Here is an 18,516-nt window from a genome sequence, read left to right on the forward strand (position 1 = left end):
TCCGTGCCCTTCGCTTCGCACGACCGCCCCGGGACCGCCGCACCGGACCGGAAACCCGACGCGGCCAGCCAGACGATCGAAGTCAGCGATACCGCACACCGACCGGGACATACTCGGCACGCCGCTGACGACGCCGATCCCGTCGGCACGGCCCACAGCTCGACACGACCAGACGGCGCGCACCCTCCCCAAGCCGGTTCGCGCACGAGTAGCGCTGCGAACTCCAGCTCGCAGCGGAGCGATCCGGCGACTCCGAAGCGGACCGGCAGCACAGGCGCCACACCAGTCCAACGGACCGACCCCACCCGGAAAAACGGTCGCGCACTCATCGAACGCGGCGACGCCGCACGCCGCCCCGCGGTCGCCCAGCAGGCCGACGCCCCCGACCCGGCCGAGGCGCTTCGCATCGCGCGGGAGATGTCGGCGCGGCACGGGTTGGAAGTCGTCGGGTTCGAGACCGGGAATGTCGGTCTCCAGGTGATCCGTGAGATCGCCTCCGCCATCGATGAGCTGCTCACGAAATACCCGATGCCGCTGCGTGGCGTCGAACTCACCGATGACGCTCAGCCTCGCCCGCGACCGGACCGCGACCCGACGGCCGCGCAGTCCGCCGACGCCCCGATCTGGTTGCTCCTCGACCGCGCGGCCTTGTCTCCGCCGCGGTCGGCGCAGGTGGAGACACGCAGGATCTTTCGGCGCCGCGGGCCTGCCGAGCGGCCCGTGTACACGGCGGTGGTGCGCGAATTCGCGGGGGCGCTCGATGTCGCGGGGGCGTTCCGGGCTCGGCAAGAAGCTCTGCGAACGTTGATCAACGAGTCACTTCGGGGCGGCGGCGGTGGGCTCGGACTGCTCGATCCCGGTCGCGCTTTGATCGACGGTTTCACCGAAGTGGCGCTGCGCGGCGAGCGAGCCGGTGCGACGGCCAAGGAATTGCACGGCGCGCTGGTCAAAATGGCCCGAGTGGAGTCCTCCGACGATCTGTCGGCATGAGACCGATCGGCCTTATACGTTCAACTCCCCCGCAACCCGCTCCAAGCGGCTTTCGGTGTAGGACGCGATCTGATCGACCACCACGCGCACGCGGGCGGTGTCGTCGGCCGCGGCGTTCCAGAACGGCAGCAACAGCGGGTCGAGACTGCCGGGAGCGGTGGCGAGCAGCCGCTCGGCCACGGCGAGGATGCGTTCGCGCTGGGCGGCCTGCCGCAGCCGGTGCGCGGGGTCGGACATCACATAGCGCAACGCGACGGTCTTCAGCAGCGCCACCTCGGCGGCGACGATGCGCGGCACCTCCAGATCCGCGTGGTACCTGGACAGCGGCTGCGGTCCGGCCGCCGCTCGCGTCGCCATGATCGCGGCGGTGGCGAAGCGGCCGACGAGTTCGCTGGTGAGACGCTTGAGCGCGACCGATGCGGTGAACGTGCCGTCGTATCCGGACGCCGCCGCGACCACCGGGAGTTCCGACAGCCGTTGCGCGGCGGCGATCAACTCGTCGGCGGCCAGCGAGTGCTGGAACTGGCCGAGCGCGGCCAGCGCGTCCTGTTCGGCCGGGTCGGCCAGCGCGCGCAGATCGATCCGGCCCGCGATGACGCCGTCCTCGACGTCGTGCACCGAGTAGGCGACGTCGTCGGACCAGTCCATGATCTGGCATTCGAGGCTGCGGCGCCCCTCCGGCGCTCCCTTGCGGATCCACTCCAGGCGCTCGGTGTCGACCTCGTAGGCGCCGAACTTGGTGCCGGGACCGGTCCGGCCCCAGGGGTATTTGAGCGCGGCGTCGAGGGCGGCGCGGGTCAGGTTGAGACCCGCGCTCGCGCCGTCCGGCTCCAGCACCTTCGGTTCGAGGCGGGTGAGGATGCGCAGGTTCTGCGCGTTGCCTTCGAATCCGCCGAAGGCGTCGGCGAAGGTGTCGAGGGCTTTCTCGCCGTTGTGGCCGTAGGGCGGATGGCCGATGTCGTGGGCGAGGCCGGCCAGGTCGACCAGGTCCGGGTCGCAGCCGAGGCCGTCGGCGATGCTGCGGCCGATCTGGGCCACCTCGAGCGAATGGGTGAGCCGGGTGCGCGGGGTGTCCGCCTCGCGCGGGCCCATGACCTGTGTCTTGTCGGCCAGTCTGCGCAGCGCGGCGGAGTGCAGCACGCGGGCGCGGTCGCGGGCGAATTCGGTGCGGTGGCCGGCCTCGAACTCGCTGCGCGGCGGGCCGAGTCCCGCGGTCTTGGCGCTCTCGACGACGAGGCGTTCGGTGTCGTGATCGGTGTACCGGTCGCTCATCGAGAGTTCACTGTCCCGCCGTGTAGGTGAAGTCGGCCGAGAAGTGGGTGAGCTGGTACCACAGCAGGGCGCCGGTCTCCCTGGCGATGCCATGGGCCTGGGATTCTCTGGTGTAGACGGCGGGGCCGGTTCTGGTGGGGGCGGTCCAGGCCGCCAGCCCCTCGTCGCGGGCCATGGTGCGGGTGCGCAGCGAGTGCCACGGATCGCTGACCAGCACCGCCGACGACATGTCTCGCGCGCGCATCGCCGTGACCACGGCTTCGATGCTGCGCAGCGTGTCCGATCCGGTTTCCACGGCGAGGATCTTGTCGGCGGGCACGCCGCGCGCCTGCAGATAGTTCTTGCCGGAGGCGGCCTCGGTGAATATATCGCCCTCCTGTTTGCCGCCCACGGTGACGATACGCGGCGCGACACCGGCCCGGAACAGCTTGTACGCCTGGTCGAGTCGCGCCTCGAACACCGAGGACGGCGTTCCGGAGTACTGCGCCGCGCCGAGCACGACGATCGCGTCGGCTTTCGTGTAGTCGTCGATGCGCGCGACCTGCCACACGCGGAAGGCGGTCCCGCCGACCAGCACCGCGCCCATCACGACGGAACCGACGACCAGCCGCCGCGTCCAGCGCAGCAACCCGGCGCCGAAGCCCTGTGGCCGGGCGGATTCTGGCGCGGGGAGGGCTCGGGTGCGCATCGTTGGCAAATCCACTCCCCAAGTCTGCCAAAAGCGGCGCAGGCCACGGACCGCTTGCCGCCAGGGGCGGCTACCAGCCGCGGTCTCGCCAGGCCGGAAGGCTCGGACGCTCGGCGCCGAGCGTGGTGTCGTCGCCGTGACCGGGGTAGACGAGGGTGTCGTCGGGGTAGCGATCGAAGAGCTTGGCCGAGACGTCGGTGAACAGCGAGGTGAAGTCCGCCGGGGAGGTGGTGCGCCCGACGCCGCCGGGGAACAGCGAGTCCCCGGTGAACAGATGCGTGCGTCCCGCTCCGTCGGTGAGCGCGAGGGTGATCGAACCAGGCGTGTGGCCGCGCAGGTGGATGACCTCGAAGGCCAGATCGCCGATGGTGACGGTGTCGCCATCGGCGAGCAGCCGATCGGGGCGGACCGGCAGCGGGTCGGCGTCGAGCGGGTGCGCGGCGGTGGGCGCGCCGGTGGCCTCGGCGGTCTCGCGCAGCGCCAGCCAGTGGTCGCGGTGCTGATGGGTGGTGACGATCAGCTGGATCCGGCCGGGCGCCTCCTGTTCGACCAGGGCCGCGATGCGGTCGGGCTCGTTGGCGGCGTCGATGAGCAGGGCCGCGCCGGTGCTCGCGCACTGCACCAGGTAACAGTTGTTGTCCATGCCGCCGACCGACATCTTGACGATGCGGGCGCCGGGGACGTCACGCTGCTGCGGGTTCGAATCCGGTGACACGTGGCCGCTGTACGGGCGATCGATGGTGATCACGAAACGATGCTATCGAGCTAGATTCGTGCCATGTCACTGCCGTCGCCGATCCGCCTCGCTCGCTTGCTCGCGATCAGCGTCCTGCTGGCCGCGTTCGCCCTGCTGGGCGCTCCGACGAGCACGGCGGAACCGCCGCTGCGCATGAACACCTATGTGGAGAATCCTGCGGGCGTGCTCGATCAGAGTCAGCGCGATCGGGTGCGCGGCGCGGTGGACCGGCTCTACGCCGACCAGCAGCTCCGGCTGTGGGTGGTGTACGTGCGCGGCTTCGACGGGCTCGATCCGCGCGACTGGGCCAGGCGCACCGCCTCGATATCCGGATTCGGCCCCCGAGACCTGCTGCTCGCGGTCGCCACCGAGGACCGCGCGTACTGGCTGGAAGGCGAAGTGCCCGGCGAGGTCAGCGATTCCGAGCTCGACGACATCCTGATCGGCGAGGTCGAGCCGGCGCTGCGCGACGGACGCTGGGCCGACGCGGGTGTCGCGACGGCCGACGGGCTGGACGCGGCCATGCGCGGCGGCGGGGTGAACGTTCGCGCCTTGCTCGTCATCGGCCTGCTGGTGGTGCTGGTGGCGGGCGGCCTCGTCTGGTACGCGCGCAGGCGGCGGCGCGAACGGTCCGCGGCCGAGCTGGCGGTGGCGCGGCAGCTGGACCCGGAGAACACGACGGCGCTGGCGGCACTGTCGCTGGAAGCGTTGCAAGCCCGCTCACGCGAGACGCTGGTGGAGATCGACAACGCGATCCGCACCAGCGGCGAGGAGCTCGAACTCGCCACCGGAGAGTTCGGCGCCACCGCGACCACTCCGTTCCGCAATGCTCTCGAGAATGCGAAAACCGCTGCCGCTCAGGCGTTCTCGATCCGGCAGCGCTTGGACGACGCGATTCGGGAGACACCCGACCAACAGCGCGCGCTGCTGGTCGAGCTGATCGGCAAGGTGGGGCACGCCGATCGGGAACTGGACGCGCAGGTCGCGGAATTCGACGCCATGCGCGATCTGCTGCTCGACGCCCCGGCTCGGCTGGACGCCCTCACCAGGGACATCGTCGAGGTGACCGCCCGGATTCCCGCTTCGGAAGCCGAACTCGGCCGGCTCGCCGCCGCCCATCCGGCGAGTGTGCTCGCGCCGATCGAGGACAACGTGCGGATGGCACGCGAGCGCCTCGGGTTCGCGGAGCAGAACGTGGACGCGGGACGGGCCGCACTCGCCGAGCCGGTCGGCGAGCAAGGCGGCGCGGTCGCCGCCATTCGTTCCGCCGAGGCCGCGATCGGTCAGGCCCGCTCGCTGCTCGACGCCGTCGACAACGCCTCCAGCGCCATTCAGCAGGCCCGCGACGGCCTCCCCGGCGCGCTGGACGAACTGCGCCGCGACCTCGCCTCCGCCGCCGAACTCGCCGACTACGGCGGGCCGGAGCTGGCCGCCGCCCGCACCGCCGCGCAGTCGGCACTGGAGCGGGCCGCGGCCACGGGTGACACCGATCCGCTGAGCGCCTTCCACGACGCGGTCACCGCCGACGCCGATCTGGACCGTGCCGTCGCGAGCGCCACCGATCGCAAACTCGCGGCCGAGGACCTGCGACGCAGGCTTGATCGAGCGCTCACCGACGCGGGCGCCCGGATCGGTTCGGCCGCCGACTACATCGGCACCCGCCGCGGCGGCATCGACGCCGAAGCACGCACCCGTCTGTCGGAAGCACAGCGCAACCTCGACGAAGCGCGGCGTTCGAGCACGAGCGATCCCGCCGCAGCGCTGCGGCACGCACAGTCGGCGGCGGACCTGGCCGGGCGCGCGCTACAAGCGGCGCAGGCCAGCGTGCGGGCATGGGAGGCCCGACAGCTGCCCTCCGGAAGCGCCAACACCGGCGCGGTGCTCGGCGGCATCCTGCTCGAAGGACTGCTGCGCGGGGCGGCCGGCGGCGCCCCGCGCCCCGGCGGCGGCTGGAGCCCCGGCTCGTACGGTGGTTCGTCCGGCTCCCGGCGTATCGGCCGCGGCGGCAGATTCTGACCTCGACCCGCGGCCATGGTTCCGGTCAGTGGGCCCCGGCCGCCGACAAGGCGGTCAGTTCGGCTTGCACTGCTTCGGGCAGGCCGTCGGCGTGTGGGCCGCCGAGTATGCCGACGGTCAGCTCCTGCGCGAAGGTGTAGACCAGATAGGTGACCACGGCTGACGCGCCCGCGGACGGGCGGGGATGGGACGAGACGTAGACGATCTCGTAATCGGTGAGTTCGAGTGCGGCGGGCGTGCGGAACACGGGGACGACGCCGGTGTTGGTGACCGCGATGTGCCCGGCCAGGGAATGAATCCTGGTCGTGCCGTAGTAATCCGGGAAGTGCAGCACGGATTGCTGCACGACGCCTTCGGACAGGTCACGGGCCAGTCGAGCCGAAATACGCTGGGCCAGTTCGACTGGACTGGCGGCCGGGTCCACCTCGTCCGCGAAGGAAGCCAGTCCGGCCATGTTGGTGCCCGACGACGCGGCGACCGGCGGGTCGAGCCGGTTGCGCAGGTCCACCGGATACAGGCAGCCCAAAGTGGTGGCGCCGCCGACTGTCTCGCGGGCGTAGGCGCGCAGCAGTGCGGCGGTCAGCAGGCCGTTCATCGTCGTACCGGATTTGCGCCCCAGCTCAGCGATTCGGGCGGTGGCCGCCCGGTTCAGCCGCACGCGCACCGGACGGGCGAGCGTGCTCGGCGCTGGTGTCGCGTGATCGGACGGAACATCGCGCGCCTCCGGTGGAAGCGGCACGGTCACGTCCTCGAATCCGGACCTCTCGGTCGCGGTGATGCCGCGCGCCGCCACATACCACTCCAATGATTGCGGAATCCCTTGCGGCACAGCATCAGTCGTCCCGCCTTCGACCTGGCCGGTGTAGAAATCCCACAGCCGGGACAGCAGTTCCACGCAGTGGCCCGCATCGGCGACGCTGTGATGAGCGAACAGCGTGACACGCCACTCGTCCCCGCCCGAACCGATGACATCCAGATAGGCCAGCTGGACCGCCGGATCCAGCGCGGGAATGCCGATCACCGCCGGATCGCCCGCACGCACGGAGACCGGGACCCACCCCGTCTCGTCCGCGGCGAACAGATACCCCTGTCCCGCATCGTCTTCCACGATTCTGCAACCGATCACCGGATACGCGCGCCGCAACGTCGCGAACGCCGCCGACAACGCCGCCACGTCGAGCGCTCCCCGCACCGACACCGAGCGACCCGTATAGGTTCCGTGCCGCACGAACCGCTGCTCCGACGGCGCCAGCACCCGGATCGGAGCGTCCTCATCCCACACCACACGGCAAGGGTGCTGCACTACCGGCACGGTTGCAAACCGACCGGGCGGATACGGAAGACTGCGGGGTATGAGTCTCGCGGCGCATCTGGAACGGATCGGCCTTCCCGCGGTGGAGGAACAACTCGCCCATCCCACCGTGCTCGGTATCGCCGAGGGCACCCTGCCCGAACCGGTCTTCCGGTCCTGGCTGGAGCAGGACTACCTGTTCCTGCTCGATTACGTCCGGGTGTTCGCCCGCCTCGCATGGCAGGCTCCGGCAGCCCATCTCGGCGACCTGGTCGACCTCGCGCACGCCACCTACCACGAGGAGCTGTCGCTGCACCGGTCGCTGGCCGCCGAATTCGGCGCCGACCTCGACGGCGCGGTCAAAGGCCCCGCGTGCGCGGCGTACACCGCGTTCCTGCTCGACTCCGCCGCCTCCTACGGCGAAGGTCTCGCCGCCTTGTACCCGTGCATGTGGGGATACTCCACGCTCGGCGCGCGGCTGGCCGAGTACCCGCCCGCCGAACCGCGCTATCGCCGCTGGGTGGACACCTACGCCGATCCCGGATTCGCCGCCCTCACCCGCCGCTGCGCGCAGATGATCGACGAGTCCGGGGCCGACCCGGCGCGGGCGGAAGAGTTGTTCCGCGCGGGGCTGCGGCACGAGCTGGCGTTCTGGGACGTCCCGCTGACCTGAATCCTGTTGCCCGGGACGATCGCAGCGCGTCGTCGGCCGTGTGGACCTACGCTGACATCGTGAGTCAAGACCACGTGCGAGCCTCCGACGCGGATCGGGAGAAGATCATCGACCGGCTGCGCCTCGCGATGAACGAGGGCAGGCTGTCGCTCGCCGAATTCGACGACCGGCTGCAACAGGTGTACGCCGCCAAGACCTACGGCGAGCTGACGCCGTTGCTGTCGGATCTCCCCGCGCAACGGAAAGCACATCCCGCGCCCGCCAAGGGCATCCCGCAGTGGATCACGATCATGTGGACGCCGTGGGTGTTCGTCAACGTGCTGTGCGTGGCGATCTACCTGGCCACCGGCGCGGGCTACTTCTGGCCGTTCTGGGTGGCGGTGCCGTGGGGCCTGGCGCTGCTCATCCCGACCACCATCGGCATCGTCACCCGCAAGAAGGACTGACCGACGGCGCCCCGCAACGGGGCGCCGTGCCGCGACTCAGGCGCCGATCAGGTGCTGCGCCAGATAGCCCTCGACCTTGTCCAGCGCGATGCGCTCCTGGGTCATCGTGTCGCGTTCGCGGATGGTCACCGCCTGGTCGTCGAGCGTCTCGAAGTCGACGGTGATGCAGAACGGCGTGCCGATCTCGTCCTGGCGGCGGTAGCGGCGGCCGATGGCGCCCGCGTCGTCGAACTCGACGTTCCAGTTCTTGCGCAACTGCGCGGCCAGGTCTTTCGCCTTCGGCGTGAGATCGGCGTTGCGCGACAGCGGCAGCACCGCCGCCTTCACCGGCGCGAGGCGACGGTCAAGGCGCAGCACCGTGCGGGTGTCGACGCCGCCCTTGGCGTTGGGCGCCTCGTCCTCGGCGTAGGCGTCGACCAGGAAGGCCATCAGCGAGCGGGTGAGGCCCGCCGCGGGCTCGATCACATACGGGATGTAGCGCTCGTTGGTGGTCTGGTCGAAGAAGCTCAGCTCGGTGCCGGAGTGCTCGGAGTGCGTCTTCAGGTCGAAGTCGGTGCGGTTGGCGATGCCTTCCAGCTCACCCCACTCGTTGCCCTGGAAGCCGAAGCGGTACTCGATGTCGGTGGTGCCCGCCGAGTAGTGCGAGAGCTTGTCCTTCGGGTGCACGAACAACCGCAGGTTGTCCGCGGAGATGCCGAGATCGGTGTACCAGGAGAACCGCGTCTCGATCCAGTACTTGTACCACTCCTCGTCCTCGCCCGGCTTGACGAAGTACTCCATCTCCATCTGCTCGAACTCGCGGGTGCGGAAGATGAAGTTGCCCGGGGTGATCTCGTTGCGGAAGCTCTTTCCGATCTGCGCGATGCCGAACGGCGGCTTCTTGCGCGCGGTCGTCATCACGTTGGCGAAGTTCACGAAGATGCCCTGGGCGGTCTCCGGGCGCAGGTAGTGCAGGCCCTCCTCGGACTCGATCGGGCCGAGGTAGGTCTTGAGCATCATGTTGAAGTCACGCGGCTCGGTCCAGCGGCCGACGGTGCCGCAATTCGGGCACGCGACGAGTTCCATCGACACCGTGTCGGGATCGTCGATCTTGTTCTTCAGCGCGTACGCCTCCTGCAGGTGGTCCTGCCGGAAGCGGTGGTGGCAGTGCAGGCACTCCACCAGCGGGTCGTTGAACACCCCGACGTGGCCGGAGGCGACCCACACCTGGCGGGGCAGGATCACCGAGGAGTCGAGGCCGACGACGTCCTCGCGGCTGGTGACCATGGCGCGCCACCACTGCTTCTTGATGTTCTCCTTGAGCTCGACGCCCAGCGGCCCGTAATCCCACGCCGACTTGGTGCCTCCGTAGATCTCACCGCACGGGTACACCAGACCCCGGCGCTTGGCGAGGTTGGCAACGGTGTCCACCTTCGACTTGGGTGCCACGCGAGAATTCTCCATCCACTGCGAGTCGGATCGTGTGAGTTGCGTCTATTCACGTGAATAGATCATCAACAGGTCGGCTATAGCCTATAGACCCTGACCAACCTGGTTTCCACCGCACAGCCAACCCGATGAACGGCGTGCCCGTTTGACATGCGCACCTGTGCATACGCAAACTGGTAATGCTTTCCATTAAGGAGTTGGTGACATGACCGCCGAGACCGCCGCGGCACCGCCGCACAACCCGTATCGGGCGCCGGGGCCGGCGCCGGTACCCCCGCGAACCGTGCTGGAGGACGCGGGCGAGCTGCTGCGGGCGCTGGCCGCGCCGGTACGGATTGCTATCGTGCTGCAGTTGCGCGAATCACCGCGGTGTGTGCACGAACTGGTCGACGCCCTCGGTGTCACGCAACCACTGGTCAGTCAGCATCTGCGTATCCTCAAGGCCGCCGGTGTCGTGCACGGTGAGCGTTCGGGTCGCGAGGTGCTCTACGAACTCGTCGACGACCATCTGGCGCACATCGTCGTCGACGCCGTCGCGCACGCCGAGGAAGGGTGATTCGTGCCAGACAACACGGCCGTTCCGCAGAAGCCGGTCGGCATCCGCAGCACCAGGCAGCGCAGCGCCATCGCCGCGCTGCTCGGTGACATCGATGAGTTCCGCTCCGCCCAGGACCTCCACGACGAGCTGCGCAGACGCGGCGAGGGCATCGGGCTGACCACGGTGTACCGGACGCTGCAGTCGCTGGCCGACGCGGGCATGGTGGACGTGCTGCGCACCGACTCCGGCGAGTCGGTCTACCGCCAGTGCTCCACCGGCCATCACCACCACCTGGTGTGCAGGCATTGCGGCCGCACCGTGGAAGTGGAGGGCCCGACGGTCGAGGCGTGGGCCGAGTCGATCGCGAGCGAGCACGGCTTCACCGAGATCAGCCACACCCTCGAGGTGTTCGGCACCTGCACGACATGCGGGACGGCGCGCCGCCGCGACCGGTGAGCTGCCCGATTCCCGGCGTGTCGGGTTAACGCGGCTGCCACCAGCGCAGATTCACCGGCGAGATCCTCGAAGCCCCCGGCAGATCCGGGCTCGGTACGAAGGATTCGCCATCAGCTGGGAGGCAGCGTGTCAACGATCTTCGACTCATCCGTACGCCCGGTGCGCCGCCGGGCCGTGACCGTCGCCGGGGCCGCGCTCGTCGTGGCCTCGGCGCTGCTGCTCTCGGCGTGCCTGGACGAGGACGGCACGCCGGTGGCCGTACCGTCGACCACCACCACCGGAGTCGCCGCCGGCCCGAGCGGGACGAACGGGCAGTCGACGGTCCGCACCGTCGGCAAGACCGGCTGGTACGACGGATTCGACATCACCGTGCAGAAGGCGACCGTGGTGCCGGACGAATACGGCGGCGCGAAGGTGCGCATCGACATCACCTACAAGAACACCACGCTCGACGACCACACGCTGAGCATCACGCCGTCGCTGCTGGTCGGCAAAGAGGTGGACGGCGGCGCGATCTTCGACAGCCCCACGGTGCCCGGCAACGGCGCGGCCACCGGGACCGCGACCACGTCGCTCCAGTCGGTCAAGGACGCCGAGCACCTCATCGACACGATGACCATCGTGTACGGCCAGGCCGCCGACAACCAGACCAAGATTCCGCTCGCGGCGGCGGGCAAGGTGGACAGTGTGCAGCCGAAGGCGCTGACCGTCACCGGCACCCTCGTACAGGACCAGACGACCGTTCAGGTCACCGGCGGACGGATCAGCCCCAGCTACACGAAGAACGAGAACGGCAAATCCGATCTGGCGCTGCGCATCAAGCTCGTCGGCGGGCCCGGCATCGCCGCGGGCGGGACGAACATCTACTACGACTACTTCACCGTCCGAACACCCGACGGCCAGACCGTGGCCGCCGACGTCCGCGGACCGATCAACGAGTTGCTGAACGCGAACGAGACCATCGACAACCCGAAGAACTACGTGGTCTTCGTGGTGCCGTCGCCCGGCGCCGGCCCCTACACGGTGACCTACAACGCCCAGAAGGAAGCGGGCGCCGCCACCGCGCCCACCCTGTCGTTCACGGTGGGCTGAGCGCTCGCAGCCGTCGCTCCGCACGGACTGCGATGAATCGCCGGAAACGCCGACGGCGGGCCGACCTCCTACGAGGGCGACCCGCCGCGGTGACAGCTCAGCCGACCGGCACCGCGTCCCGGGCCGGGGCCTGCGCCTCGGCCGGACGACCGCGCAGTGCGGCCACACCGAGCAGCGCGAGCGCGACCGCACTCCAGACCAGCAGCACCGCCAGCGGTCCGGTCGCGGCGGCGCCGTCGAAGAACGCGACCGAGCGCAGCAGCGACGCGGCGGCGCCGGGCGGCAGCAACTGGCCGATGGCGCCCCACGGCTGCGGCAACAGCTCCGGCGCAGACATGGCCGCGGAGAACGGATTGCCGATCAGCAGCATGGTGAGCGCGGCGATGCCGATGCCCGCTCGGCCGATGACGGCGGCGAGCCCGACCACCGCGCCGGCGACCGCGAACGACACCAGCCCGCCGACCGCGGCGAGCACCAGGTAGGACCCGGGCACCACCGACAGCCAGCCCTGGATGATCGCCATGCCCAGCAGTCCGCCCGCGACGCCGAAGGTGACCAGCCCGAGCACCTTGCCGCCGATCGACGGGATCAGCAGGGCCAGAAGCACACCCGCCGCGATGCCGGACATCACCAGCGGCAGCACCATCGCGCCGAACGCCGCGCCTCGTGGATCGTCGGAGTCGGCCGCGACCACGTCCTCGACCCGGGCGGCGGGCGCGCCGGAGAGTTGCTGCCCGATTTGGGTGAGCTGCTGCGCGACCGCGGGACTCGCGCCGGAGGCGATCAGTACGCGCGGCGGACCGTCGCCGGTGACGATCGCCCCGTAGACCTCACGGTCCTCGATGACGGCACGGGCGGCGGCCTCGTCCGCGGGCGTGCTGATCTCGAAGGCGCCAGGACTGTGCTCGGCGAGCTTGCCCGCGACCATCGCGGCCTGCGGCCCGGTGACGGCAAGCGGCAGATCGCGAGGCGCGATGTTCGCGGCGGGCCAGGCGAACGCGATCAGCATCAGCGCTTGGAGCAGGGTGGCGCCGAGGCCGAGAGCGAACGCCCGCTGCGTGGTGTTCATGGCCTTCTCCCTAAAAATCGAATGTCCGTTCTCTTTAGTTGCGCTTACCGTCGCACGCGGCCAGGGAGTTGTCAAGAACGGATATTCGTTTTATTTTTGACCCGTGCCCCGAGTCACCGAAGAACACCTCGAACGCCGCAGGCAGCAGATCATGGACGCGGCACGGCGCTGCTTCGCCCGCAAAGGGTTCTACGAGACCTCCATGCAGGACGTGTTCACGGAATCGGGCCTCTCGGCCGGCGCGGTCTACCGTTACTTCAAGAGCAAGGACGAACTGATCACCGCGCTCGCCACCGAGACGACGGTGGCGCTGCGCATCGCCATCGATCAGGCGATCCACCGCGATCCGCTGCCGACACCCGCCGAACTGATCACCGTGATCGCAGAGGAAGTGGTGCGGCGCAGCGGGCCCGATGGTCCGGTGCGGCTGGCACCGCAAGCCTGGGCCTTGGCCCTGGTGCACCCCGGCGCGGCGGTCATGGTCCGCGAGACGATGCTCGCCATGCGCGCGCTGTGGGTGACCTACGCCGAACGCATGCGCGACAAAGGCTGGCTACCCGAGGACGCCGATGTCGACGCCGTAGCCAAAGCGATCATCGGACTGCTGCCTGGATTCATCCTCCAGCACCTGATCCTCGGCGATCTCGATCCGCAGACGCTGGCGCGCGGCGTGCGGACCCTGCTGCCCTACGGCGAACCTGCCCGTCCGGTTGCAGGCTGAGCGGCCCTCGACTTCGACATGACGATCATGCCCTCAGGGCAGCAGACCCTGCCTGGCCCGGCTCGCGTTGGACAGCACGAGCAGCAGCATGGTGGTGAGCGCCTGGTCGTCCAGTCCCGCGCCGGGGAAGGTGTAGCGCAGGATGACGTCGGCCTGTCCGCCACGGGCAATCACGGTGAGCGAACCGAACTGCAACGCGTTGTTGCGTTCGGCGACCCGCTTGTGCAGCTGCGCTTTCAGCGGCCGGTCCCAGGCCAGCACGCAGGTGAGGCTCAGCACGTCCAGACCCGGCGCCAGATTCACCGCGCGCAGCGACGAGAGAGCGCCCTCGTATTCGAAGCCCAGCGAACCGTCGGCGTCGACGCGCACGTCGATGCCGTAACTCGACAGGCAGGCCCCGGCCCGCGCCTGCAACTCCCGGTCCGGCGTCACCGCCGCGCCCATGTCCGCGCCGCCGTTCACTTGGTGCCACCGAAACGGCGGTCCCGCGCGGCGTACTGCAGGCATGCCTCCCACAGGTTGCGGCGATCGAAGTCGGGGAAAAGTGTGTCCTGGTACACGAATTCGGCGTAGGCCGACTGCCAGATGAGGAAGTTCGAGCTGCGGAACTCGCCCGAGGGGCGCAGGAACAGGTCCACATCCGGCATGTCGGGCTCATCCAGGTATTTGGCCACCGTGGCCTCGGTGACCTTCTCCGGGTCGATCTCGCCCGCCGCGACCCGGCGCGCGATCTCCCTTGCCGCGTCGGCGATCTCGGCGCGGCCGCCGTAGTTGACGCACATGGTCAGCGTCATCACCGTGTTGTTCCTCGTGAGTTCCTCGGCGACTTCCAATTCCTTGATCACGCTGCGCCACAGGCGCGGTCGCCGCCCCGCCCAGCGCACCCGGACGCCCATCTCGTGCATCTCGTCGCGGCGCCTGCGGATCACGTCGCGGTTGAAGCCCATGAGGAAGCGCACCTCCTCGGGGCTGCGCCGCCAGTTCTCGGTGGAGAAGGCGTAGGCCGACAACCATTTGACGCCGATCTCGATGCAGCCCTCCACGGTGTCCATCAGCACCGCCTCGCCGCGCTCGTGCCCGGCGGTGCGCGGCAACCCGCGCTCCTGTGCCCAGCGTCCGTTGCCGTCCATGACGAGCGCGACATGATTGGGCACCAGTTCCGGCGGCAGCTGCGGCGGCCGGGCTCCCGACGGATGCGGGGCGGGCGGACGCACGGCGCTCGCAGGCGAGGGGTCGGTCGCGGTGGCGGAGTCACGACGGAGGATCACGGCCTCTATCCTGCCTGATCGCCCTCGCCGACCCCACCGCCGCGTTGCTTCCTGACGAATTCCACGGTTCCGACCGGCGCCGGTGACTTATTCTTTTCCCTATCGTGATACTGGGGAGGGGTTTCTCGAACGTGACCGATTTACCAGGCACCGGCACCGCGGCGGGTTTCCGGGCCACCCGTGAGTTGCTCGGCCTCCCGGTCCCGTGGTGCGCGCGGTTCTTCGCGGTCGCCGAGCGCACCGTCGAGCGGTGGGAGAAAGGGGCCTTCCAGATCCCCGACAGCGTGGCCCGCGAGCTCGCCGCCATCGCGGACGAGACCGAGCAGGTGGTCGAGGCCATGGTCGATGCCATCGACGCCGGGGAGATCTCCCCCCGCCTGCACACCTATCGGACCAACGACGACTACTCCAAGCACGAGCCGGACACCCGCTACCCGGCCACCTGGCATCGCGCCGTGTGCGCCCGCGTCATGAACGAGCTTCCCCAGGTAGAGCTCCAATTCGTGGAGTAAGCGGCTGCCTCGCCTTCGCTCGGCCCGGCGCGGGCTGAGGACGGGCTCCGCCCGACAGCTCCCTCCCTGCGGCTGCCTCGCCTTCGCTCGGCCCGGCGCGGGCTGAGGACGGGCTCCGCCCGACAGCTCCCTCCCTGCGGCTGCCTCGCCTTCGCTCGGCCCGGCGCGGGCTGCACTCAACCCTGCGCGGCTACAGGCGGCGTTCGTGCGTCTTTGGATCGCTCGATCAACGGCAGGGTGCGCAGCTGACGTTCCAGATGCCACTGCAAGTGCGCCGCGACCAGCCCGCTGGCCTGCTTGCGCACCGCCTCGGGCGTCGCCTCGACCCGCTCCCACTCCCCCCGCAACAACGCGACCAGCAAGTCGAGCACCCCGGGCGCGGGCGTGGCCGCACCAGGCGGACGGCAGTGCACGCACACCGCGCCCCCGGCCGCGACATGGAAGGCCCGATGCGGGCCCGGCGTCGCGCATTTGGCGCATTCGTCCAAGGCGGGCGCCCAGCCGGCGAAACCCATGGCCCGCAACAGGAACGCGTCCAGAATCAGTTCGTGCGGCCGCTGTTTGGCCGCGATGGCGCGCAGGGCGCTCGCGGTGAGCGCGTGCAGCCGCGGCGCGGGCGCGCGCTCCTCACCCGCCAGACGCTCGGCGGTCTCCAGTACCGCGCACGCGGTGGTGTAGCGCCCGTAGTCATCGATGATGTCGGCCGCGAACGCCTCCATCGTGTGCACCTGAGTGACGGTGTCCAACGTGCGCCCGGGATGCAGCTGCACGTCGATGTAGGAGAACGGCTCCAATCGCGCCCCGAACCTCGACTTGGTCCGCCGCACCCCCTTGGCGACCGCGCGAACCAATCCGTGCTGTCGCGTGAGCAGCGTGACGATGCGGTCCGCCTCGCCCAGCTTGTGCTGGCGCACCACTACCGCCTCGTCCCGATACAACCGCACAGGTGGAGTCTACGGACCTCCGTCACCGGGCGAGGAAGTGCCAGCCGAACCAGGCCCATACGACGACGGCGGTGATTCTGGTCGGTCGTGTGCTGGTCAGGTAGGTGATCGTGTCCCCGAGGGTCGCGACCAGGTCTCGGCGCAGGTGCGTGAGCACGATCATGGCGAGCGCTGCCGCGGAGAGCAGGGCGAAGCCGAGGAGGGCGATGGATCGGTCGCTCATCTGGACACCAGCCACCATCCGGCCGCGAGCCACACCGCCCATCCGGCGAATCGCAGCGGCCAGTGTTCCAGCGCCGGGTCCAGCAGTGTGGACAACGTCGGGTGTTCCTGGCTCGGCTGGTTCATGGCGGGCTGCCGCAGCAGTGTGTAGACCTCCCACCCCGACGCCGCGACCAGCAGCGCGGACCATACGGCGACGCCGCGCGTGAGCCGGGTGGTGCGCGGAGGTCGCTCGATTCGGCGGCGCAATGTCAGCGCCACTCCGGTGAATGCCGCGATCGCCACCATCGCGGTCGCCTGCCAGCTGAACGGCCGGGTCGCGGCGCCGCACGCGGCCAGCACGAGCCCCACGGCCAGCAGCGCCACACGCCGCCGGGATCGATGTGCCGAGCGCGCTGGTTGCTCTGTCACACGCGCAGGATAAGGCGCCGGTGGGCCGAATCGGGGCAGGTGACAGTGTCGCCCGCGCGGCTTTCGGTAAGCCGACGCCTATGGTCGCCGGACAACGTGGCTGCCCGGTTCAGCCGTCGGCGCGCAGAAGTCCGGAGATCAGCAGTAGCACCGATTGCTGGGTCTGGGCGCGGGCGAGATCGGGGTCTTCGGCGTGCGCGACGATCAGGGCGGCCTCGCTGACCACGCTGACCACGAGCTGGGCCAGGACGGGAACGGGGGCGTCGGCGATCAGCCCGGCGTCGCGGGCGCGCTCGAGTTGCGCGGTGATCAGACCCAGGCCGTGGGCGGATTCGAATTCGCGCCAGGCCTGCCAGCCCAGCACGGCGGGCGCGTCGGTGAGGGCGATCCGCAGCATCGCGGGGCGCTGGCAGATCTCGAGGAACAGCCCGAGCCCCACCGCCATCCCGGCCATCACATCGCCGGAATCGACCGCGGCGATGGCGTTTTCGATCTCCTCGGTGGTCTCGGTCTCGATCTGCTCCAGCACCGCGAGGAACAGTCCGCGTTTGTCGCCGTAGTGGTGGTGCAGCGCGCCCCTGGTGACGCCTGCCTCGGTGACCAGTTCCTCGGCGGAGGTCCCCGCGAAGCCGCGCTCGGTGAAAAGGCGGCGTCCCGCCTGTTCGAGCGCGGCCTTGGTCGCTCGGGAGCGGTCTTCCTGGCTACGGCGTGGCATGCAGCCGAGTGAACTCCAGGATCGATTCGGCGAGCAACTCGGGCTGGTCCTCCGGCACGAAGGTGTAGGAATCGTCGATCAGCCTCAGCTCCGCGTTCGGCAGATCACGAGCCAGGCGTTCGGCGAACGACACCGGGAACAGCCGGTCCTCCCGTGCCCAGGCGAGCAGGACCGGGATGTCGACTTCGGCGAAGTGGCGCGCGGCTTCGAGGGTGTACCGGCGATGCGCCGATTTCAGGAAGCGGCGCAGGTCTTTGCGGATGGCCGCGGATTTACGACTCGGCAGGAGATAGGAGTCGACGATCTCCGGCGGGACGGGCCGCTTGGTGACCCAACCGAAAGCCAGCGGCAGCCGGTGCAGCGCGCGGATGCGCAGCAACTCCGTCAGGGGCCGCAGCGAGCCGGGAATCCTTGCCAGCAACGGCAGCGCGGTGAACGGCTGTGGCAGGAAGCCCTCGTAGCTGTCCACCGAGGCGAGCACCACCCGGCCGACGCGGGAGCGGTCGCGGGTCAGCAACACCTGCGTGATCGCCCCGCCGGTGTCGTTGGCGACCAGGGTGACGTCTGTGAGGTCGAGGCGTTCGAGGAACGCGGCGATCAGATCGGCGACACCGGTCGGCGTCAGCTCCGCGTCCGGGACCGGGATCTCGTGCGAGCCGAGCGGCCAGTCCGGCGTCAGGCAGCGGTATCCGGCCGCCGCGATAGCGGGCACCACCTTGCGCCAGAGGTCGGCGTTGACGAGCAGGCCGTGCACGAAAACGACCGGGGCGCCCTCCCCCGTCTCGTGGTAGCGAATGCGGCCGCCGGGCAGGTCCACTTCGTGGATGCGGCCGAGTGCTGCGCTGGTTGCCATGGGTCCTCCAGGTGATCGCTGTTGCAGACCACTGTTACATACATACGGTATGTATGTCTACGGTCTCACGGCGGCCAGCGTTAGAGCGCCCGCACCGACGTGGGCACCAAGAACGATTTCCTATGCACGACATGGACCGAGTCTCGATGGCCGCGTTCAACGCGTTGGTCGGCCG

22 protein-coding genes are annotated in these 18,516 nt (G+C 69.6%); 9 read left to right on the forward strand and 13 right to left on the reverse strand.

Annotated features, from left to right (window positions below; all coding sequences use genetic code 11):
* Window positions 1–417 precede the first annotated feature (417 nt).
* Window positions 418–990, forward strand: coding sequence for a hypothetical protein (locus NB3_RS35000; protein WP_157111755.1), 573 nt, complete (start codon window positions 418–420; stop codon window positions 988–990).
* A 12-nt stretch (window positions 991–1,002) separates the two neighbouring features.
* Here the strand turns inward: NB3_RS35000 and NB3_RS12225 are convergent, their stop codons facing one another.
* The 3 genes from NB3_RS12225 to NB3_RS12235 form a co-directional block, all read right to left on the reverse strand.
* Window positions 1,003–2,262, reverse strand: coding sequence for a deoxyguanosinetriphosphate triphosphohydrolase (locus NB3_RS12225; RefSeq protein WP_067801169.1), 1,260 nt, complete (start codon window positions 2,260–2,262; stop codon window positions 1,003–1,005).
* Between the two features lie 7 nt (window positions 2,263–2,269).
* A complete protein-coding gene (locus tag NB3_RS12230) occupies window positions 2,270–2,950 on the reverse strand; it encodes a YdcF family protein (RefSeq protein WP_067801172.1) in 681 nt (226 codons plus the stop codon).
* A 70-nt stretch (window positions 2,951–3,020) separates the two neighbouring features.
* On the reverse strand, window positions 3,021–3,698 hold the full coding sequence (locus NB3_RS12235; protein WP_067801175.1) for an MBL fold metallo-hydrolase: 678 nt from the start codon (window positions 3,696–3,698) through the stop codon (window positions 3,021–3,023).
* Window positions 3,699–3,728: 30 nt separating this feature from the next.
* Between NB3_RS12235 and NB3_RS12240 the strand changes: the two genes are divergently transcribed.
* Window positions 3,729–5,702, forward strand: coding sequence for a TPM domain-containing protein (locus tag NB3_RS12240; protein ID WP_067801178.1), 1,974 nt, complete (start codon window positions 3,729–3,731; stop codon window positions 5,700–5,702).
* A 25-nt stretch (window positions 5,703–5,727) separates the two neighbouring features.
* Here the strand turns inward: NB3_RS12240 and NB3_RS12245 are convergent, their stop codons facing one another.
* Entirely contained in the window at window positions 5,728–6,987 is a 1,260-nt protein-coding gene (locus NB3_RS12245) for a phthiocerol/phthiodiolone dimycocerosyl transferase family protein (protein WP_084486161.1), read from the reverse strand.
* A gap of 67 nt (window positions 6,988–7,054) precedes the next feature.
* Here NB3_RS12245 and NB3_RS12250 point away from each other — a divergent pair, with 67 nt between their 5' ends.
* Together NB3_RS12250 and NB3_RS12255 are read left to right on the forward strand one after the other, a co-directional pair.
* Window positions 7,055–7,666: a TenA family protein gene (locus NB3_RS12250; protein WP_067801181.1), complete on the forward strand. Its 612-nt coding sequence runs from the start codon at window positions 7,055–7,057 to the stop codon at window positions 7,664–7,666.
* A gap of 59 nt (window positions 7,667–7,725) precedes the next feature.
* Window positions 7,726–8,112 (forward strand): DUF1707 domain-containing protein, encoded by a 387-nt coding sequence (locus tag NB3_RS12255; protein ID WP_067801383.1) that lies wholly within the window; start codon window positions 7,726–7,728, stop codon window positions 8,110–8,112.
* Window positions 8,113–8,148: 36 nt separating this feature from the next.
* On the opposite strand, the gene NB3_RS12260 is transcribed toward NB3_RS12255, so the two are convergent.
* Window positions 8,149–9,540 carry a glycine--tRNA ligase gene (locus tag NB3_RS12260; protein ID WP_067801386.1) on the reverse strand — a complete coding sequence of 464 codons (1,392 nt, stop codon included), beginning with the start codon at window positions 9,538–9,540 and terminating at the stop codon, window positions 8,149–8,151.
* Between the two features lie 205 nt (window positions 9,541–9,745).
* Between NB3_RS12260 and NB3_RS12265 the strand changes: the two genes are divergently transcribed.
* From NB3_RS12265 to NB3_RS12275, 3 genes are all read left to right on the forward strand, one after another.
* Window positions 9,746–10,096, forward strand: a complete 351-nt coding sequence (locus NB3_RS12265) for an ArsR/SmtB family transcription factor (RefSeq protein WP_067801183.1) — start codon at window positions 9,746–9,748, stop codon at window positions 10,094–10,096.
* Window positions 10,097–10,099: 3 nt separating this feature from the next.
* Window positions 10,100–10,534: a Fur family transcriptional regulator gene (locus NB3_RS12270; RefSeq protein WP_067801186.1), complete on the forward strand. Its 435-nt coding sequence runs from the start codon at window positions 10,100–10,102 to the stop codon at window positions 10,532–10,534.
* A 126-nt stretch (window positions 10,535–10,660) separates the two neighbouring features.
* Window positions 10,661–11,626: a hypothetical protein gene (locus tag NB3_RS12275; protein ID WP_157111757.1), complete on the forward strand. Its 966-nt coding sequence runs from the start codon at window positions 10,661–10,663 to the stop codon at window positions 11,624–11,626.
* A gap of 97 nt (window positions 11,627–11,723) precedes the next feature.
* On the opposite strand, the gene NB3_RS12280 is transcribed toward NB3_RS12275, so the two are convergent.
* Complete coding sequence (locus NB3_RS12280) at window positions 11,724–12,695, reverse strand: V-type ATP synthase subunit I domain-containing protein (protein ID WP_067801191.1); 972 nt, start codon at window positions 12,693–12,695, stop codon at window positions 11,724–11,726.
* A gap of 103 nt (window positions 12,696–12,798) precedes the next feature.
* Between NB3_RS12280 and NB3_RS12285 the strand changes: the two genes are divergently transcribed.
* Window positions 12,799–13,416, forward strand: coding sequence for a TetR/AcrR family transcriptional regulator (locus NB3_RS12285; RefSeq protein WP_067801194.1), 618 nt, complete (start codon window positions 12,799–12,801; stop codon window positions 13,414–13,416).
* 33 nt (window positions 13,417–13,449) lie between these two features.
* On the opposite strand, the gene NB3_RS12290 is transcribed toward NB3_RS12285, so the two are convergent.
* Together NB3_RS12290 and NB3_RS12295 are read right to left on the reverse strand one after the other, a co-directional pair.
* A complete protein-coding gene (locus NB3_RS12290; RefSeq protein WP_067801394.1) occupies window positions 13,450–13,860 on the reverse strand; it encodes a YbjN domain-containing protein in 411 nt (136 codons plus the stop codon).
* 14 nt (window positions 13,861–13,874) lie between these two features.
* Entirely contained in the window at window positions 13,875–14,684 is an 810-nt protein-coding gene (locus NB3_RS12295; RefSeq protein WP_084486162.1) for an isoprenyl transferase, read from the reverse strand.
* A gap of 131 nt (window positions 14,685–14,815) precedes the next feature.
* On the opposite strand from NB3_RS12295, the gene NB3_RS12300 reads away from it, so the two are divergent.
* The gene (locus NB3_RS12300) at window positions 14,816–15,196 is read left to right on the forward strand and encodes an Aca2/YdiL-like domain-containing protein (RefSeq protein ID WP_169810674.1); all 381 of its coding nucleotides are present in this window, start codon (window positions 14,816–14,818) and stop codon (window positions 15,194–15,196) included.
* Window positions 15,197–15,372: 176 nt separating this feature from the next.
* Here NB3_RS12300 and recO read toward each other — a convergent pair whose 3' ends face one another.
* From recO to NB3_RS12325, 5 genes are all read right to left on the reverse strand, one after another.
* Entirely contained in the window at window positions 15,373–16,140 is a 768-nt protein-coding gene (recO, locus tag NB3_RS12305) for a DNA repair protein RecO (RefSeq protein ID WP_067801199.1), read from the reverse strand.
* A 22-nt stretch (window positions 16,141–16,162) separates the two neighbouring features.
* Window positions 16,163–16,363, reverse strand: a complete 201-nt coding sequence (locus NB3_RS12310; RefSeq protein WP_067801203.1) for a DUF6186 family protein — start codon at window positions 16,361–16,363, stop codon at window positions 16,163–16,165.
* On the reverse strand, window positions 16,360–16,773 hold the full coding sequence (locus NB3_RS12315; RefSeq protein WP_157111759.1) for a hypothetical protein: 414 nt from the start codon (window positions 16,771–16,773) through the stop codon (window positions 16,360–16,362). The genes NB3_RS12310 and NB3_RS12315 overlap by 4 nt, the downstream gene beginning before the upstream one ends.
* A 109-nt stretch (window positions 16,774–16,882) precedes the next feature.
* Window positions 16,883–17,488: a TetR/AcrR family transcriptional regulator gene (locus NB3_RS12320; protein WP_067801209.1), complete on the reverse strand. Its 606-nt coding sequence runs from the start codon at window positions 17,486–17,488 to the stop codon at window positions 16,883–16,885.
* A complete protein-coding gene (locus tag NB3_RS12325) occupies window positions 17,475–18,341 on the reverse strand; it encodes an alpha/beta fold hydrolase (RefSeq protein ID WP_067801212.1) in 867 nt (288 codons plus the stop codon). The genes NB3_RS12320 and NB3_RS12325 overlap by 14 nt, the downstream gene beginning before the upstream one ends.
* Window positions 18,342–18,516 lie beyond the last annotated feature (175 nt).

Origin of the sequence: Nocardia beijingensis NBRC 16342, assembly GCF_001612785.1 — a bacterium.
GTDB lineage: Bacteria > Actinomycetota > Actinomycetes > Mycobacteriales > Mycobacteriaceae > Nocardia > Nocardia beijingensis.

Bases quoted from the DNA above. Each gene is read 5' to 3' on its own strand.
- NB3_RS35000 (WP_157111755.1), top strand. From the start codon at position 418: ATGTCGGCGCGGCACGGGTTGGAAGTCGTCGGGTTCGAGACCGGGAAT.
- NB3_RS12225 (WP_067801169.1), bottom strand. From the start codon at position 2,262: ATGAGCGACCGGTACACCGATCACGACACCGAACGCCTCGTCGTCGAG.
- NB3_RS12230 (WP_067801172.1), bottom strand. From the start codon at position 2,950: ATGCGCACCCGAGCCCTCCCCGCGCCAGAATCCGCCCGGCCACAGGGC.
- NB3_RS12240 (WP_067801178.1), top strand. From the start codon at position 3,729: ATGTCACTGCCGTCGCCGATCCGCCTCGCTCGCTTGCTCGCGATCAGC.
- NB3_RS12250 (WP_067801181.1), top strand. From the start codon at position 7,055: ATGAGTCTCGCGGCGCATCTGGAACGGATCGGCCTTCCCGCGGTGGAG.
- NB3_RS12265 (WP_067801183.1), top strand. From the start codon at position 9,746: ATGACCGCCGAGACCGCCGCGGCACCGCCGCACAACCCGTATCGGGCG.
- NB3_RS12280 (WP_067801191.1), bottom strand. From the start codon at position 12,695: ATGAACACCACGCAGCGGGCGTTCGCTCTCGGCCTCGGCGCCACCCTG.
- NB3_RS12290 (WP_067801394.1), bottom strand. From the start codon at position 13,860: ATGGGCGCGGCGGTGACGCCGGACCGGGAGTTGCAGGCGCGGGCCGGG.
- NB3_RS12310 (WP_067801203.1), bottom strand. From the start codon at position 16,363: ATGAGCGACCGATCCATCGCCCTCCTCGGCTTCGCCCTGCTCTCCGCG.
- NB3_RS12320 (WP_067801209.1), bottom strand. From the start codon at position 17,488: ATGCCACGCCGTAGCCAGGAAGACCGCTCCCGAGCGACCAAGGCCGCG.
- NB3_RS12325 (WP_067801212.1), bottom strand. From the start codon at position 18,341: ATGGCAACCAGCGCAGCACTCGGCCGCATCCACGAAGTGGACCTGCCC.